Source organism: Streptomyces sp. BL1 (assembly GCF_057628045.1).
Map to the genome: position 1 here is coordinate 4,317,991 of NZ_JBXYWZ010000002.1, position 16,483 is coordinate 4,334,473.

Here is a 16,483-nt window from a genome sequence, read left to right on the forward strand (position 1 = left end):
CCTGCGCGCGGCCGGCGGGCGGATCGTCGCCGCGGCCGGGATGCTGCTGCTCGTCGGGCTGCTGCCCTGGCTGACCCGTACCGATCCGGCGCGCACCATCCTGCACGCGCGGTACGCCGACAGGGAGCCCACTCCCGACGCGCTGGCCGCCATCCGCGAGCAGACCGGCCTGGACGACGGGCCGCTGCACGTCCTCGGCGAGTGGTACGGCGGGCTGCTGCACGGCGACTTCGGCACCTCCTGGGTGTCGGGCCAGCCGGTCGGCCCCCAGGTGCTCTCCGGGCTCGGCGTCTCGCTCTCCCTGATGGGGACGTCCCTGCTGGTCGCCCTCGTGGTCGCGGCGCTGCTGTGCGTACGGACGCTGCGCGCGGGTGCGTTGGGGCGCGGCAAGGCGCTCACGCGGGCGCGTGCGGGAGCGGTGGGCGCCGTACTGGCCGCGCTCCCCGAGTTCCTGCTCGCCTCCGTGCTGGCCGCGGTCTTCGCCGTACAGCTCGGCTGGTTCCCGACACTGGGGTGGGGCGGCCTGCAACCCGCCGTACTGCCCGCGCTGGCCATGGGGCTGCCCGCCGGCGCGCTGCTCGGGCGGCTGCTGGACGAGGCGCTGCCCGGCGCGTTCGCCGAACCGTGGGTCCGTACGAACGTGGCCTTCGGCGTGCCGCCCGCACGCATCGCGGGCAACGCGCTGCGGCGCGTACTGCCGCCGCTGCTCCCGCAGTTCGGCTTCGTCGTCGTCGGGCTGACCGGCGGGGCCGTGGCCGTCGAGACGCTGTTCACCATTCCGGGGCTCGGCAAGACGACGCTGGACGGCGCCGTCGGACAGGACCTGCCGGTGCTGCAGGCCGGCGTGCTCCTGCTGTTGCTGCTGGGCGTGCTCGTGGGCGGCGCGGTCGGCGTGGCACGGCGCGTGCTGATCGGGCCCGCGCTCGACGCGGCGGCGCTGCCCGCGCTGCGGCGGCCCGCCGCACACGGCGGTGCCCTCGTACGGGGCGCGGCGCTCGGACTCACGGCGCTCCTCGCCGCCGTGATCGTCGCCGGGATGCTGCGGGATCCGCTCCATGTCGACACCACCGCACGGCTGTTGGGCCCCGGCGGGGCACACCCGCTCGGCACCGACTCGCTGGGCCGCGACGTACTGGCCCGGCTCGGCCACGGCGCGGCCCGTACGGTCGCCACCTCCGCCGCTGTGTCGGCCTTCGCGCTGGCCGTCGGACTCGTCCTCGGCACGGGCGTACTGGGGCGCTGGACGACAGGACTGCGCGAAGTCGTGAACGCGGTGCCGCCCGTCGTGTCCGGACTCGTCGTCGCCGGACTGCTCGGGCCCGGCGCGTGGGGCGCGTCCGTCGCGGTCGCCGCCGTCGCCTGGGCGCCGCTGGCCGCGCACACGGCGGCCCTCTACGAAGAGGAGCGCGGCGCCGCGCACTTGGAGGGGGCCATCGCGCTCGGGGCCGGCCGCGCGCACCTGCTGCTGCGGCACATCCTGCCGGGCGTGCTGCCCGCGGTGCTGCGGCACGCGCTGCTGCGGGTGCCGCAGGTCGCTCTGGCGCTGGCCTCCCTCGGCTTCCTCGGCCTCGGCGCATCTCCTCCTGCGCCGGAGTGGGGACGGATGCTGTCGGAGAACATGCCGTACGCGGAACGGGCGCCGTGGGCGGTCCTGGGCCCGGCCGGCGCGCTGGTCGCACTGGGCGTGCTGGCGGTGCTTCTGGGGGCGCTTCGGTGGGGGCGCCGCGCGAACCGCGCCCCGGCTTCCGCCGGTTCGGGGGCACCTTCCGGCGGTGCGGGCCCGCCGTCCGCCGGTGGCGTGGGCAGCTGGTCCGCCCAAGGGGCGGAACGGGTGGGCACGCAGGACCGCACCCGCGAGGTCCGTCCCCACGCGCCCGGCGCGGGCGTCCGGTGAGGGGCTCGCCCCGGACCCGCCCCTACCCGTTTCTTCCGGGGCTCCGCCCCGGGCCCCGTTCCGCAGGTGCGCGCCACCTGCTCGCGGGTGCGGTCCGGTTGTGCCCACCCGTTCCGCCCCTCGGGCGCCCCGAGTGCCCACAACCTGTGAGAGATGAGGGATGAGCGACATACGGGGACTGCCCGCGAGCGTGAAGATGCTCGCGGGAACGCAGCTCGCGTTCAACATCGGGTTCTTCGCCGTGCTGCCGTACCTCGCCGAGCACCTCGGCGGGAGCGGCCTCGGCATGGGCGGCTGGCTCGTCGGACTCGTGCTGGGGCTGCGGACCTTCAGCCAGCAGGGGCTGTTCGTCGTCGGCGGGATCCTCACCGACCGGTACGGGCCGCGCCCCGTCACCCTCGCGGGGTGCGCGCTCCGTATCGCGGGCTTCGTGTGGCTGGCGTACGCGGAGAGCACCGCGGCCGTCGTCGGCGCCGTGGTCGTGGTCGGGTTCGCCGCAGCGCTGTTCTCGCCCGCCGTGGAGTCCGAGACGGCGCGGCAGGCCGTACGGCACGAGGAGGTCACGGGCCATCCGCGGGCCCGTACGCTCGCGGTGTTCTCCGCAGCCGGGCAGGCGGGCTCGTTCCTCGGGCCGCTCCTCGGCTCGCTCCTGCTGCTCGCGGACTTCCGAACCGCGTGTCTCGCGGGGGCGCTCGTGTTCGTCGCCGTACTGCTCGCGCAGTGGCGGTACATGCCGCACCGGAAGCCGGCCGCGCACGCCGGCCGTGAGCCCGGCGCACCCGCGGCTCCGGGCGCGCTCCGCGCGACCCTTCGCAACCCCGCCTTCCTGCTCGTCTGCCTCGGCTACAGCACCTATCTGCTGGCGTACAACCAGCTGTATCTCGCCCTCCCCGAGGAGGTCGTACGGGCCACCGGCTCGCAGGCCGCGCTCGGCTGGCTGTTCGCGCTGTCCTCGCTGTTCGTCGTCGCGGCGCAGCTGCCCGTCACCCGGCGCGCGGGGGAGTGGGCCGGGCACCGGGGGACGCTCACGGCCGGGCTGCTCGTGGTGGCCGCGTCCTTCGCGGTGGTCGCGTGCGCCGCGCCGTTCGCGCTGACCGGGCCGTACGGGCTGCTGCCCGCGGCCGGGTACGTACTGCTGCTGACCTTCGGCCAGATGCTGGCCGTACCGTCCGCCCGCGCGCTGGTGACCGAGCACGTGGCGGAGCGGCATCTCGGCTTCGCCATGGGCGCCATGTCGTCGCTGTCCGGGCTGGTCGTGCTGGGCGGCAGCGCCGCGACCGGCGCCCTGCTGGGCAGCGGGCTCGCGCCGGGCGCCGTGTGGGCGTCGCTCGCCGCCGCCCCGCTGCTGGGCGCGGCCGCGGCACGCTGTGTGCCGGTCCCGTCCCGCGACAGCGGGGCCCGTACGTGACCCGGCGGGCCGCCCGCGCGGGGTGCCCGGCCGGACCCGGCGTACGGCTCCCATACCACCGGCCCCCGCGCGGACCCGAGGCGGCGGCAACGGCAGTGCCGCGCGCCTACTACCCTTGACGCGTGACTCTTCGCCTGTACGACACCAGCGCCCGGCAGATCCGCGATTTCAGCCCCCTCGTGCCGGGCTGCGTCTCGATCTACCTGTGTGGCGCGACCGTGCAGGCCGCACCGCACATCGGGCACATCCGCTCGGGGCTCAATTTCGACATCATGCGCCGCTGGTTCGCGTACCGCGGCTATGACGTGACGTTCATCCGCAACGTCACGGACATCGACGACAAGATCATCGTCAAGGCGGCCGACCAGGGCCGCCCGTGGTGGTCCATCGGCTACGAGAACGAGCGCGCCTTCAACGCCGCGTACGACGCGCTCGGCTGCCTGCCGCCCACCTACGAGCCGCGCGCCACCGGCCACATCCCCGAGATGACCGAGATGATGCGCACCCTCATCGACCGCGGGCACGCCTACGCGGCCGACGGCAACGTCTACTTCGACGTCCGCTCGTACGCCGGCTATCTGCAGCTGTCCAACCAGGAGCTGGACAATCTGCGGCAGCCCGAGGGCGAGGGCGAGACCGGCAAGCGGGACCCGCGCGACTTCGCGATGTGGAAGGCCGCGAAACCGGACGAGCCCAGCTGGGAGACCCCGTGGGGCCGCGGCCGCCCCGGCTGGCACCTGGAGTGCTCGGCCATGGCGCACAAGTACCTGGGCTCCGAGTTCGACATCCACGGCGGCGGCGTCGACCTGGTCTTCCCGCACCACGAGAACGAGATCGCCCAGTCCAAGGCGTACGGCGACGAGTTCGCGCGCTACTGGGCGCACAACGCCTGGGTGACCATGAGCGGCGAGAAGATGAGCAAGTCGCTCGGCAACTCCGTGCTGGTCAGCGAGATGGTCAAGCACTGGCGGCCGATCGTGCTGCGCTACTACCTCGGCTCCCCGCACTACCGCTCCACCATCGAGTACAGCGAGGAGTCGCTGCGCGAGGCGGACGCCGCGTTCGCCCGGATCGAGGGCTTCCTGCAGCGCGCCTCCGAGACCGTGGGCCATGTCGGGCCGGCCGGTGAGGCGCCGGACGAGTTCGCCGAGGCGATGGACGACGACTTCGCGGTGCCGCAGGCCCTCGCCGTCGTGCACAACACCGTCCGCCAGGGCAACGCCGCGCTGGCGGAGAACGACAAGGAGACGGCGGCCACCGCGTTCGCCGCTGTCCGGGCCATGCTCGGCGTGCTCGGCCTCGACCCGCTGGACGACCGGTGGGCGGGCGGCGGCGACACCGGCCGCGGCGAGGAACTGCACCAGGTCGTCGACTCGCTGGTGCGGCTGGTGCTCGACCAGCGGCAGGCCGCGCGGGCCCGCAAGGACTACGCGACCGCCGACGCCATCCGGGACGAACTCAAGGGGTCCGGACTCGTCATCGAGGACACCCCCTCCGGGCCGCGCTGGGAAATCGGCGGTCCCGCCTAGGAGGTTTCTGATGAGTCGTCAGACACCCCCTATACAGCTTCGCCGGGACGGCGGGGCGCAAGCAGAGAAACAGGTGCACTGAACCATGGCGGGAAACAACCCCGGCTCCAACCGGCGTACGTCGGGCAAGAAGAAGGGCCCTCAGGTCGGCAGCGGCGGACAGCGCCGCCGCGGGCTGGAGGGCAAGGGCCCCACGCCGCCCGCCGAGATGCGCAAGGGGCACGCCAAGCAGCGTGCCGCGCAGGCGAAGGCGAAGCGTTCGCAGGGCCGTCCGCAGCGCAAGGGCAGCGGCAAGGGCAGCTCCGAGCTGGTCGTCGGCCGTAACTCGGTCGCCGAGGCGCTGCGCGAGGGCGTGCCCGCGAACGCGCTGTACGTCCAGCAGTTCATCGACAACGACGAGCGCGTGCGGGAAGCCGTACAGCTCGCCGGGGAGCGCGGCGGCATCCACCTGATGGAGGCCCCCAAGCCCGAGCTCGACCGGATGACGAACGGGCTGAACCATCAGGGCCTCGTGCTCCAGGTCCCGCCGTACGAGTACGCGCACCCGGACGACCTGGCGGCCGCGGCCTACGACGACGGCGAGGACCCGCTGATCGTCGCGCTCGACGGGGTGACCGACCCGCGGAACCTCGGCGCCGTCGTCCGTTCCGTCTCCGCCTTCGGCGGACACGGGGTCGTCATCCCCGAGCGGCGAGCCGCCGGGATGACCGCGGGCGCGTGGAAGACCTCGGCCGGTACCGCGGCCCGTACGCCCGTGGCGCGCGCGTCGAACCTGACGCGGGCCCTGGAGGCGTACCAGAAGGCGGGCATGATGGTCGTCGGTCTGGCGGCCGACGGCGACGTCGAACTGCCCGAACTCGACGCCCTGGAAGGCCCGGTCGTCGTGGTGGTCGGCAGCGAGGGCAAGGGCCTGTCGCGGCTGGTCGGCGAGACCTGCGACCTGCGCGTCCGCATCCCGATGCCGGGCGGCGCCGAGTCGCTGAACGCCGGTGTCGCTGCGGGTGTCGTCCTGTACGAGGCGGCCCGCCGGCGCGCCTGACGGCTGACCGCCCGGGCGTCCGCGTGGCGCGGATCCCCTCGCCCGGGCGGGAGTTCCACCGGGGACGCGGTGCCCGCCCCGTACAGGGCGGCGCTCCGGGCCGGCGGTTCCGTGTCCGGGTGCGGCCGGCCCACATGATCAACTCCCGTGCTCCGGCGCCCGGGCGCACATGCCGTCGGGTCGCAGGATTCCAACTGCTGGGGCGTTCCCGTCCTTTCCGCACGCGGCCACACAAGGGAACGAGCGTTTGGCTGGCGAGCGAGTGGTCGCACAACAGACGCCCGGCGTCCCAACATAGGGGTCGGTGAGGGGTCTTGACGGGTCTCGGACAGATCATCGAGGTCAAGGCAGTGTCCTAAACGTCCATCACTCGGTTAGATGAGTGTGGACACGAGAACATCCCGCACACCCGGCCCCTCGGGGGCCTCGCCTGGGGAGCCCCCAGGGGGCGGCCCGCGCGGATTCTTCGACGACGAGCCCGGCTTGAGCACGGTCAAGGTCCCCTCCGACCCGGCCCAGGTCGTCGTGAACCATGCGAGCTTCCGCGTCCGGCTCGCGCCGTCCCCGGCGCCGTCCGCCCGCTCAGCGCAGGCTCCGCCCCCGCGCGCGCCCGTCATCGGCGGCTCGTCCGTACGCGCCGAGGGCGCGGCCGGCGAGGCCACCGGGCAGGTGCCCGCGGCCGCGGGCGCGGCAGGAAAGCGGCGCGCCCCCGTCGTCTGGAGCGGACGCACCGCGGCCGGCACCGACGGCGACGGCGAGGCGACCGAGCTGCTGCGCGCCGTGCACACCGGAGCCCAGGAGACGGCGGCCGATTCTGAGGACCTGGGCGCCACCACGCAGGTGCTGCCCCGCGTCGAGCAGCCCCCCGCCGGCCTCGGCGCGGCTGTCGCCCCGCCGCGCTCGCCGGAGCCGTCCGAGACGACCCGGCCGACGCCGCTGCTCAGCGGAGTGCGCCCGGCGGAGGGCGCGTTCGACGAGCCGGAGTACGAGAGCGCGCGCCCCGCGCGTTCCGGCGCCACGTCCGACGCGGGGCGACGGCAGGCGTACTACCCGATGCGCCGCATGAACCTCGGCGTCGTCCTGCTCCCGCTGCGCATCTTCCTCGGCTTCATCTCCATCTACGCCGGCATGAGCAAGCTCTGCGACCCCGTCTACTTCGACGGCGGCGAGCGCGGCTCGATGGTGACGTGGCTCCGGCATCTGGACCCGTGGACGATCGCCTCCCCGCTGCGCGACTTCGCCCTCGCCCACCCGGTGGGAGCGGGCCTCACCGTCGCGTTCCTGCAAGTCATCGTCGGCGTACTGACGTTGTGCGGTCTGTGGCAGCGGCTCGCCGCCGGCCTCGGCGCGCTGCTGTCCGTGGCGCTGCTGATGACGGTCAGCTGGAGCACCGTCCCGGCGTACGACGCACCGGACTTCATCTACCTGGCCGCCTGGAGCCCGCTCGTCATCGCGGGCGCCCCGGTCTACTCCATCGACGCGCACCTCGCGTCCGACGCCTGGCGCACCCTCGGCCCGCGGGTCGACGTCATGGACCTGCGGCGGCGCGTGCTGCGCCGCGGCGCGGTGATCGCCACCGTCGTCGTCGGCCTCGCGCTGCTCATCGGCTCGCTGCTCGGCGGCGCCGTCCGCTCCTCGCAGGCGGCCACGGTGCCGGGCCCCGGCAAGCCCCCGACCAACCAGCTGCCGGGATCCCCCGCGCCGGGCACCCCTGGCGGCAACCACACCCGTACCGACCAGGGCGCCAACCCGGCGACCGGACCGTACGGGCAGAGCAACCGCCGTCCCTCCGCCGGGCCTTCGTCCTCCGCCTCCACCGGCGCGGCCGCCCGGCAGCGGCAGAGCCGGCCGTCCACGGAGCCCGGCACCGGCCAGCGGCAGACCGTGCAGGCGCCCCGGCAGTCGGCGCCCCCGACGCGGGAGACCGCGCCGGGCACCGGCGGGGCCCAGCAGCCCACCGACAGTGGCTCCTCCTCGGACGACTCCACGGGCACCTCCGGCTCCGGCTCCGGTTCCACGTCCGGTGCGGACACGGGCGGCTCCGGCTCCTCCGGCGGCAGCGGCGGAGGCTCCGGCGGCGGTCTGGGAGGCCTGCTGGGGCAGTGACGACGGGGCCTGCGGTGCTGCCTCTCCGACAGCGCCACCCGGGCCGACGACCACGGAAGTGGGGCGCGCCGCTCACGAGCGGCGCGCCCCACGCGCCGTTGTGGGGGCGGGTGTTGTGGCAGGAGCCGTGGCCGGGGGGGGGCGTGGTCGGCGGGCCCGGTCAGCTCTCGGTGCGTGTGTCCGTGCCGGTGGCTGGCCCGCTTCCTGGGCTGCCGGGGGTGCCGGGGCTTGCGGGGCTTCCGGGGGTTCCAGGGTTGCCGGGGGACGCGCCCGTACCCGTGGAGGGGGCCGTACCCGTACTCGTGTCGGGGGCCGTCCCCGTATCCGTGTGGGGGGCCGGTTCTCCCTCGCCGGAGGCGAGCTCCGCGGCCGCTTCCGTGAGGTCCTTCGCCGTGTCGATCGCGCGCCAGAACGCGCCCTGCGGCAGCGGATATCCGGCGAGTCTGCGCTCCCGCGCCAGCCGGGGGAACGTCGTACGTTCGTGGTCGCCGCGCTCCGGCAGCAGCGCGGCGAAGTACGGCGCGAACACGTACACGCCCGCGTTGATCAGATAGGGCGAGGGCGGGGCCTCGATAAAGTCCAGGACGTGGCCGAACGCGTCGGTCTCCACCGCCCCCCACGGAATGCGCGGCCGGGCCAGCGCCAGGGTGGCGGCCGCGTCCCGTTCGGTGTGGAAGTCCGCCATGCGGTGCAGCGGGAAGCGGGTCCAGATGTCGCCGTTCGTGGCGTACCAGGGCTCGTGCGGGCGCGGCAGTGCGGCCGCCGCGTACTTCAGTCCGCCGCCGCGCCCCAGCGGTTCGGTCTCGTGCACCGTCGAGACGTGCAGGGGCAGTTGGGCGCCGGCGAGCCAGTCGTCGAGCACCTCGGCGAGATAGCCGCAGGAGACGACGGCGTCCGTCACCCCCTCCGCGGCGAGCCAGGCCAGCTGATGCCCGATGATCGGCACCCCCGTACCGGGGATCTCGACCATCGGCTTCGGGCGGTCGTCGGTGTACGGCCGCAGCCGTGAGCCCTGGCCACCGGCGAGCACGACAGCTTGAGTGGGTCTCATGCCGCGCACCCTAACCGCGCCGCCGCGCGGTCCGGCGGACGCGCGGCGCTGCGGGTGCCGCGGGGCCCCGGCCCGTACGGGGTGCCCTACGGGTGCCGTACGGGATGCCTTACGGGGCCCGCCTTACGGAATGCCTTACGGGCCGCCTTACGGGTTGCCGTACGGGGTCATGCCGTACGGGCCCGTTCAGTTCACCTGGGCGACGCCGTACGCGAAGGACGTGTCGCAGACCGGGCGGGAGTACAGCTGCGCGCGGTGCGCCGCGCCGTACTTCTGCACCGCGGCCCGGCCCAGCGCCTTCGCGATGGACGCGCAGTGCTTCGCGAGCGACGGCTTGCGGGTCATCTCCTTCTGAAGGCTCGTCAGGGCGGCGCCCGGGTTCTCCTCCTGAAGCTCCGTCACCAAACGCTCCCGGAGAACGTCCTGCGGGGCGCGGGACTTCGCCTGCGTCGATGCGGTCTCCGCGGAGGCGGTGAGCGCCTGCGTGTCGGAGGGCGCCGTCGCCCACGGCACCCGGGTGACCGCGAGGGTCCCGGAGAGCACGAGGACGACAGGAAGGACTGCTGCGAGGGATCGGCCGATTCGGCGGGCTACGTGGTTCACGCACGCGATCGTAGCGAGAGGTAGTGATTTGGCGACATTTAGTCACTCTGTCGAGCGACGGGAAAAGTGCCGTGTTCGAGCTTCGCCGTACGGATGCCTGGTCGGGGACAGCACGAACCGGGCCCGTACGTCCGTGAGTTCGGACGTACGGGCCCGGTCCCTTACGGGTTGTGCCGCGGCTCGCCCCGGCTCAGTCGCTGAGCCGCTCGCCGGACGAGGTGGAGAAGACGTGGGTCTCGCCGCCGCGCGGAACGACGTGCAGGGTGGAGCCCTTCTCGGGCACCTGCCGGCCGCTGACCCGGACCACGAGGTCCCGGCTCTCGCCGCCGATGTCGGCGGTTCCGTAGATGTAGCCGTCGGCGCCCAGCTCCTCGACGACGTTCACCGTCACCGCGACGCCCGCCGGCTCGTCCTTGGAGAGGCCCGCGGCATCGCCGTTGGTGACCTCGAAGTGCTCGGGTCGGACGCCGACCGTCACGGTCCTGTCGCCCCTCTCGGAGGCGGCGCTGAGCGCCTCGCGCTCGACCGGCACGACGCTGTTGCCGAACTTCACGCCGCCGTCGGTGATCGGCACCTCGATCAGGTTCATGGCGGGGGAGCCGATGAAGCCGGCGACGAAGAGGTTCGCGGGGTGGTCGTACATGTGCCGCGGAGTGTCGATCTGCTGCAGCAGCCCGTCCTTGAGCACGGCCACCCGGTCGCCCATGGTCATGGCCTCGACCTGGTCGTGCGTCACGTACACGGTGGTGATGCCGAGGCGGCGCTGCAGACCGGCGATCTGCGTACGGGTCTGCACACGCAGCTTCGCGTCGAGGTTCGACAGCGGCTCGTCCATCAGGAACACCTGCGGTTCCCGCACGATCGCGCGGCCCATCGCCACACGCTGCCGCTGGCCGCCGGACAGCGCCTTCGGCTTGCGGTCCAGGTAGTCCATGAGGTCCAGGATCTTCGCCGCGTCCTCGACCTTGCTCCGGATCTCCGCCTTCGGCACGCCCGCGATCTTGAGGGCGAAGCCCATGTTGTCGGCGACGCTCATGTGCGGATAGAGCGCGTAGTTCTGGAACACCATGGCGATGTCCCGGTCCTTCGGCGGAAGGTGCGTGACGTCCCTGTCGCCGATCCGGATGGTGCCGTCGTTGACGTCCTCCAGCCCCGCGAGCATCCGCAGCGACGTGGACTTTCCGCACCCGGAGGGGCCGACCAGCACGAGGAACTCGCCGTCCTCGATGCTGATGTCGAGCTTGTCGACGGCGGGCTTGTCGGTACCCGGATATGTCCGGGATGCCTGGTCGTACGTGACCGTTGCCATGATGTTGTCTCCTTCACCGGCAGGTACGTGCCGGACGATCCGTAGTAAAGGGAGGTGTGGTCCACACCACTCGGTGCGGACTGCGGTGACGCTAACCCGCCGTACAGCGCCCTGTCAGTACTCGTGCGGCAACGAATCCACCACGGGGTGCGGTGGCCGCCGCGGTGCCGGGCCGTTCCGGCGCGGAAACCGGGTCGCCCCGCCCCGCGCCAGGATGGGTACACTGCTCGGGCACACCACGCGCCGCCTTAGCTCAGCTGGTTAGAGCATCTGTCTTGTAAACAGAAGGCCGTCGGTTCGAATCCGACAGGCGGCTCCAGCTCATAGAGACGATGCCCCGTTCCAAGTCACTTGGAACGGGGCATCGTCGTGCTGTACAGCACCGAGGTACCCCAAACGTGGTGATCGCTCCGTACGATGGGGTGACCCGGCACGCGGCGCTCGGCGCCAGCGTGAGGCTGTCGAGAGGCGCGGCACCCGGCTAGGGGTGCTCTCTGTACTGCACCTCGGAGAGCGCCTTTTTGGTGATCACCTTTGAGAAGTATCCAGCGCCAAAGGCGATGTTCATCATCACGTACCAGAACTTCTCCGCCCCCGACCTCTCGACCAGCCCGTACTCACTCAGTGCCTTCTTGGCAGGGATCTTCGCGAAGTAAGAGGCGCCGAAGGCCAGGCATCCGAGCACGTACCAAAATGCCTCGGCGCTCGTCGTACGGCCCCGGCCGAGAACCTGCTGTGTCATAAGCGTCCACCTCCGAGAACTGCGGGGCGGAGCCCGGCTCGGTGCGCGTCGGGTCCGTGGTTCCACTGTTGCGCTGGCATGGGATGAGGGCAATGACAGAGACCTCGTCGTCTGCTGAGAATGGGGACTCTGTGGCAGCGTGCGGTGGTGGTTCTACTAGTCAGCTGGAACGTTGGAGCCTTGTCCGAAGCTGCGTGACAGTCGTTGCAGCGGCTCGCGAACCTTCACGTCGCCGACCCGAGTACCCGTCGAAGGTCATCGTGAACTTCGAGTGCCACAAGAGGCGTTGGGCGTGTCAGGATGCACGCCCGGGGCGACGAGCAATGTGCTTGTGGTGTGCCGGTCGTCGCCGAGGGGCTGGGCGTGCCTGTCGGCTCCGAGGTCTACTCACGCGCACGCCTGGTCAAGGAAGGCGACCAGCCGACGCACACCCTGACCAGCTACTACCGCTCCGAACGCGTCGAGGGAACGCGCATCGTCGACCCGACCTCGGGGCCCGCCGGTCGAGGTGGTGGCTTCCGCGTGCTGTACGGATGAGGTGAAGCAGCTCTGGCTGTCGGTCGGTGAGCCGGTCGTGGGGGGTGCGCCGGGCCACGTACACGGTGGGCGGGACCGTGGTGGAGTTCGTCGTCGGGGGCATGCTGCCTCACGCTTTGTGTGGGCCTACGAGTTCAAGGTCCCGGACTCCGCGAAGGCCGGAAAGGACTCGCAGTGATCTCGACGCAGGCATGGTCGGACGCCTGGCTCATCTGGGACTTCCACCAGATGCATCACGAGCTGCGGCCATGCTCGGTGGCCGTCGGACTCGGCAGCCACGACCTCGGGTTGCCGATACGACGGTGGACCTCTACCAGCGCGGCATGGCTCCGCTCATCGTCTTCACGGGCGCCACGAGCCCCACGACGCAGGAGCGCATGCCGCGCGGTGAGGCAATCCACTACCGGGAGCGGGCACTTGAGCTCGGCGTCCCCATCGCGGACGTGCTCGCGGAGCCGAACGCCCGCAACACGGGCGAGAACATCCACTTCACGCGCGCACTCCTCGAAGAGGCCGGCGCCGACGTGAAGTCGGTCCTCCTGGTCAGTAAGCCGTACGAGGAACGCCGCGCGTACGCCACAGCACGCAAGCTGTGGCCGGAAGTTGAGATCGTGAGCGCGTCCACCCCGATGACGTTCGAGGAGTACGTGGACTCCCTCGGGGACGCCCGGCTGGTCATCGACATGCTCGTGGGCGCGCTCCAGCGGCTGCTCATCTACCCCGAGCAAGGGTTCACAGTCAGGCAGGAAGTGCCTAGCGAAATCATGGCGGCATACGGGAGGCTATGCGAAGCGGACTTTTCCAGCCGTCTCGCGTGAGAAGGTGCTGGGGCACGTTCGCCCAGCATTGTAGCTTCTTGCGAGCTGTAGTGTTTCACACTGAAACGGACACCTTAATGCTGTCAGGCCAGTCGGCAACAGCATTCTTGACTAGTGTTTCACGCTCAGACTCACCAGGGGTAGACTGCATCAGTCCGACTTTGTGACTGAAAGTCGAAGCATCGAGACAGCATTGCGGCTGTGGCCTATGCCAAGGCAGAGCAGGGACTGAAGTCATTTCTTCGTATGCTCGAAACCGATCGATGATAAAGGGGTCCTCTGAAAGCCCCTCTGGGAGCTTTGATTCAGCGCTAATCATTGCACTGCGAAGCGACTTTGAATCTACCCCATGTGCGCTACTGAAGTCTCCATCGGATATTATTGCCCAATCAAGGCCAGAATCTCCAAAATGAGTTTCCGGGAAGGCTGATCCAATCATCATTGCGAGATTCAGGCGGGCGTGCTTGAATACCGAGTTGCTCATAGTCGCAGTGGTGATCAGGGAAAAGCGAAGGTCGGCCAACTCGAAATTTGCCTCGTGTACGGAAGAATTGACCCACTGTGAAGACCACAAGTCGGCTGTCGAAAAGTCAACTTCGTTGAAGTCGCAGTCTCCGAAGCTCGCCCCGGTTAGGACGGCTGAGTTGAAGTTCACGTCAGTGCCCGTGGCTTCGTCAAGGAAGCATCCGTCCATAAGCGACTCTATGAAGCATGCGCCGTCTAGGATCGTTTCGCGGAGTGCAACTCCATGGAGATGGGATGCTGAGAAATCTGCGCCCCGTAGGTCTGACCCCGTGAAGCTCATGCCCACGAGGAAGCCATCGGTTAGATCTGCGCCACGTAGGTCAATGTTGCGCAGGTTGATTCTGTTCTTCTCTGGTCTTACTGGGCGGCGACTGAGAACAGTGAGCGCGGCCTGAACCACTGAGCTCGGCTTGCCGTGCTCAACTTGATGCCGAGCTGATCTTTCGTTCGACTTTTCGCATGCTGGTGCATGTTCGCGAATGAATTCGGCAAGCACCTCTACTACAGTGGAATGATCCCTTTCGGAGTCCTTCATTATGCGCTCCAGTGCGTAAATTCCTCCGATCTTCTTCGTGGTCTCCTCCTCGGCCAAGAGCTTGATTGCTTCAATATATCGATCCGTCACCTGCCCTTCCCATACAAGGTCAGCTTGCTCTCTGTCTCTAGCTCGCGTGTGTTTCAGGGTGATATGGGTATAAAAGATACCCAGTCCTGCTGTGAAAGCAGCGCTAAGCGCAACAAGGGCAGTTCTTACGCCGGTGATGACAACACCGTCAGCTGGTTGAAGATCCCTCTCTCGTAGGTGCGCACCATCCAGCCACCACGGCAGACGCCAGAACAGCACGGCAAAGAATGCTATTCCCAGTAGGGTGGCCAGGCCGAGCAAGGTCTTCTTTCGACTCGTCATAAACCGCAGTGTGCCTTCCGCGAAGCCAGGAGAGGTGCAGAATGGTCGAGATTTGAGGGGTATCTGAGGTTCAGGCTCGATGGCATAGTGCTCAGTGAATCGTAGCTTTAGCTGCCCCGCCGATGTGGCCTGATGGCTCTTGGAGTTGAGCGAGCGGCCGCACGCCGCTGGAGCGCCTGTGGGGCAGAGGGGGCTGGCGCAGACTCCCAGGCAGCACCCCAGTGCCCGCAGGGGCTTGGCGATGGTGTCGACACCGGAGCGAGGCCGGCGCTGACATCACCTGCTGACATCAATAGGGGTGTACAACAGCGGACTTCCCCGGACTGACTGCCCGTCCTGCTGCTGGCGCTGGGTGACAGGGCAGGGGCAGCTAGGGGCGCGGTATACGCCGTGTAAACAGAAGGCCGTCGGTTCGAATCCGACAGGCGGCTCTGCACATCGAGAGGCCCCCGGAATGATTCCCGGGGGCCTCTTTGATCATCCCTGCTGACGCCTCCGCATATTCGCGGCGCTTGTGGGGCCCCTCCAACGGGGCCCCCGCACCACTGCTGTGGTCAGTTCTGGGTGCGTCGCTTGCGCGATACCGCCAGGGCGCCCGCGCCCGCGACGAGCATCAGGCCGCCGCCGGCCGCGACGTACGTGGTCGTGTTGCTGCCGCCCGTCTCGGCGAGGTTCTCGCCGGAGGACGCCGCGGGCGCCTCGCTCGCGCCGTCGTCCTCGTTGGTCGCGCCCTCGCCCTTCTCCGCCTTGTCCGAGCCGCCGTTGTTGCCCTTGTCGCGGTCCTTCGCGGGCACGAAGCCGGCCGGCGGCTGGTCGCAGCCGACGCCGTCGCCGTCCCGGTCCAGGTGCGACCCGTAACGGGGGTCACTCTCGGGGATGTTCGAGTACCCGGCCGCGTAGGCGGCGGTGCAGTTCTTGAACGCCCCGGCAGTGGTGTCGGTCGCGAGGGCGGAAGTCGGCGCGAGCGCCATCCCCACGGCGGCGACAACCACAGCGGCCGATGCACTGAGCTTCATGAGTCTCCTTGTGATGAGATTGTGAAAGGGGAGTGGTCCTGATGTGACTCACCACCGGAGCGATTGGTTGTACGACTTCCCGGGCCTGATGCGTATTGGCCTCGTCCGCTCAACTCGTGCGCGGTTGTGGTGTCTTCGCAGCACTGGATTTGTGACGCCTGTCCGCCCGTGACGGGTCTGTACGGGGCGCGCTCTGCGGCTCTTGTCGTACGCGGCGGCCAACTCGCATACGAGCGCCGTTGGTTCCGGGGAGGCGGGCGGAAGCGGGGGCTCGGTACCGTTTCGGCTCGTGTCCACGACTGCGACTGATTCCATATGCGCGCCTGGCCAGGGGCGATTCGCCAGATGGCGCGCCATCGCGGCCGCCGTACTGGTTGTCCTTCTGCTGACCGTCCTGCCGCCACTGCTGGTACGGGCGGGGGTCCTCGACGACTTCTGGCTGATGCCGGCCTTCTTCTCGCCCGTCCTCGCGCCTGCTGTCTACCTGATCGCCATCACCCCAGGGCGGCCGGAAATGCAGGGCCGGCTGCTGACGGCCCGCACTCCGGCCGGACGCTGCACCGTGGATCTGGACAGTCTGAGCCGGGTCGGCCGCCTGGTGATTCCCGGCAAGAACACCGCGTCCACCCTCGACTGGCTGATGCTCGTCGACGCGCACGGCGTCCGCCTCGCCGTAAGGACGCCCCAGCCGGGCGCCAACGACTATGCCGAGCGGGCCATCGCCCGTACGGCCCTGGCGCCGCCCAACGGTGTCCGCGTCTCCCGCTGTGCCATGAAGCGGATCCGGCCGGCCGACCACCGCCCCATGTCCTGCCTGTGGGCAGGGCTGGTGGGCCTGGGCGTGACGGTTCTGGGATTCGCCGCGGTCGGTGGAGCGGCACTCTTGCTTTTCGGGCTCAGCATCGAATTGTCGGGGGAGGGCTGACGGTCCCCCGGGCGGGGCGGACCGACTCTGTTTGCGGAGCGGCAGTGACAGGCGGTCGTACGCACTTCATCGGC

At 70.2% G+C, this 16,483-nt stretch carries 11 protein-coding genes, 1 tRNA gene and 3 pseudogenes; 9 read left to right on the plus strand and 6 right to left on the minus strand.

The window, feature by feature from the left end:
• Position 1 precedes the first annotated feature (1 nt).
• From AC3AGO_RS19075 to AC3AGO_RS19095, 5 genes are all read left to right on the plus strand, one after another.
• Complete coding sequence (locus AC3AGO_RS19075) at positions 2 to 1,894, plus strand: ABC transporter permease subunit (RefSeq protein ID WP_487824712.1); 1,893 nt, start codon at positions 2 to 4, stop codon at positions 1,892 to 1,894.
• Positions 1,895 to 2,054: 160 nt separating this feature from the next.
• On the plus strand, positions 2,055 to 3,302 hold the full coding sequence (locus tag AC3AGO_RS19080; protein ID WP_487821422.1) for an MFS transporter: 1,248 nt from the start codon (positions 2,055 to 2,057) through the stop codon (positions 3,300 to 3,302).
• A gap of 122 nt (positions 3,303 to 3,424) precedes the next feature.
• Positions 3,425 to 4,831 (plus strand): cysteine--tRNA ligase, encoded by a 1,407-nt coding sequence (cysS, locus tag AC3AGO_RS19085; protein WP_487821423.1) that lies wholly within the window; start codon positions 3,425 to 3,427, stop codon positions 4,829 to 4,831.
• A gap of 85 nt (positions 4,832 to 4,916) precedes the next feature.
• Positions 4,917 to 5,870 carry a 23S rRNA (guanosine(2251)-2'-O)-methyltransferase RlmB gene (gene rlmB / locus AC3AGO_RS19090; RefSeq protein WP_487821424.1) on the plus strand — a complete coding sequence of 318 codons (954 nt, stop codon included), beginning with the start codon at positions 4,917 to 4,919 and terminating at the stop codon, positions 5,868 to 5,870.
• A 378-nt stretch (positions 5,871 to 6,248) separates the two neighbouring features.
• Positions 6,249 to 7,976 (plus strand): DoxX family protein, encoded by a 1,728-nt coding sequence (locus AC3AGO_RS19095; protein ID WP_487821425.1) that lies wholly within the window; start codon positions 6,249 to 6,251, stop codon positions 7,974 to 7,976.
• A 343-nt stretch (positions 7,977 to 8,319) separates the two neighbouring features.
• Here the strand turns inward: AC3AGO_RS19095 and AC3AGO_RS19100 are convergent.
• The 3 genes and pseudogenes from AC3AGO_RS19100 to AC3AGO_RS19110 all read right to left on the minus strand — a co-directional run.
• Positions 8,320 to 9,027, minus strand: a pseudogene (locus tag AC3AGO_RS19100) (nucleotidyltransferase family protein); the annotation flags it as partial.
• 186 nt (positions 9,028 to 9,213) lie between these two features.
• The gene (locus AC3AGO_RS19105) at positions 9,214 to 9,630 is read right to left on the minus strand and encodes a hypothetical protein (RefSeq protein WP_487821426.1); all 417 of its coding nucleotides are present in this window, start codon (positions 9,628 to 9,630) and stop codon (positions 9,214 to 9,216) included.
• A gap of 190 nt (positions 9,631 to 9,820) precedes the next feature.
• On the minus strand, positions 9,821 to 10,939 hold the full coding sequence (locus AC3AGO_RS19110; protein ID WP_487821427.1) for an ABC transporter ATP-binding protein: 1,119 nt from the start codon (positions 10,937 to 10,939) through the stop codon (positions 9,821 to 9,823).
• Between the two features lie 242 nt (positions 10,940 to 11,181).
• Between AC3AGO_RS19110 and AC3AGO_RS19115 the strand changes: the two genes are divergently transcribed.
• A tRNA-Thr gene (locus AC3AGO_RS19115) sits at positions 11,182 to 11,258 on the plus strand.
• A gap of 162 nt (positions 11,259 to 11,420) precedes the next feature.
• Here the strand turns inward: AC3AGO_RS19115 and AC3AGO_RS19120 are convergent.
• Positions 11,421 to 11,681 carry a hypothetical protein gene (locus tag AC3AGO_RS19120; protein ID WP_487821428.1) on the minus strand — a complete coding sequence of 87 codons (261 nt, stop codon included), beginning with the start codon at positions 11,679 to 11,681 and terminating at the stop codon, positions 11,421 to 11,423.
• 339 nt (positions 11,682 to 12,020) lie between these two features.
• Between AC3AGO_RS19120 and AC3AGO_RS19125 the strand changes: the two are divergent.
• Together AC3AGO_RS19125 and AC3AGO_RS19130 are read left to right on the plus strand one after the other, a co-directional pair.
• A pseudogene (locus AC3AGO_RS19125) lies at positions 12,021 to 12,396 on the plus strand (UTRA domain-containing protein); the annotation flags it as partial.
• A pseudogene (locus AC3AGO_RS19130) lies at positions 12,393 to 13,036 on the plus strand (YdcF family protein). The pseudogenes AC3AGO_RS19125 and AC3AGO_RS19130, both read left to right, overlap by 4 nt.
• Before the next feature lie 55 nt (positions 13,037 to 13,091).
• Here the strand turns inward: AC3AGO_RS19130 and AC3AGO_RS19135 are convergent.
• Both AC3AGO_RS19135 and AC3AGO_RS19140 read right to left on the minus strand, forming a co-directional pair.
• Entirely contained in the window at positions 13,092 to 14,468 is a 1,377-nt protein-coding gene (locus AC3AGO_RS19135; RefSeq protein ID WP_487821429.1) for a pentapeptide repeat-containing protein, read from the minus strand.
• Positions 14,469 to 15,022: 554 nt separating this feature from the next.
• The gene (locus tag AC3AGO_RS19140; RefSeq protein ID WP_487821430.1) at positions 15,023 to 15,484 is read right to left on the minus strand and encodes an excalibur calcium-binding domain-containing protein; all 462 of its coding nucleotides are present in this window, start codon (positions 15,482 to 15,484) and stop codon (positions 15,023 to 15,025) included.
• A 289-nt stretch (positions 15,485 to 15,773) separates the two neighbouring features.
• Here AC3AGO_RS19140 and AC3AGO_RS19145 point away from each other — a divergent pair, with 289 nt between their 5' ends.
• Positions 15,774 to 16,409, plus strand: coding sequence for a hypothetical protein (locus tag AC3AGO_RS19145; protein ID WP_487821431.1), 636 nt, complete (start codon positions 15,774 to 15,776; stop codon positions 16,407 to 16,409).
• Positions 16,410 to 16,483 lie beyond the last annotated feature (74 nt).

Coding starts and splice junctions, on each gene's coding strand:
- AC3AGO_RS19135 (WP_487821429.1), bottom strand. CDS start 14,468: ATGACGAGTCGAAAGAAGACCTTGCTCGGCCTGGCCACCCTACTGGGA.
- AC3AGO_RS19080 (WP_487821422.1), top strand. CDS start 2,055: ATGAGCGACATACGGGGACTGCCCGCGAGCGTGAAGATGCTCGCGGGA.
- AC3AGO_RS19110 (WP_487821427.1), bottom strand. CDS start 10,939: ATGGCAACGGTCACGTACGACCAGGCATCCCGGACATATCCGGGTACC.
- AC3AGO_RS19120 (WP_487821428.1), bottom strand. CDS start 11,681: ATGACACAGCAGGTTCTCGGCCGGGGCCGTACGACGAGCGCCGAGGCA.
- AC3AGO_RS19095 (WP_487821425.1), top strand. CDS start 6,249: ATGAGTGTGGACACGAGAACATCCCGCACACCCGGCCCCTCGGGGGCC.
- rlmB (WP_487821424.1), top strand. CDS start 4,917: ATGGCGGGAAACAACCCCGGCTCCAACCGGCGTACGTCGGGCAAGAAG.
- AC3AGO_RS19140 (WP_487821430.1), bottom strand. CDS start 15,484: ATGAAGCTCAGTGCATCGGCCGCTGTGGTTGTCGCCGCCGTGGGGATG.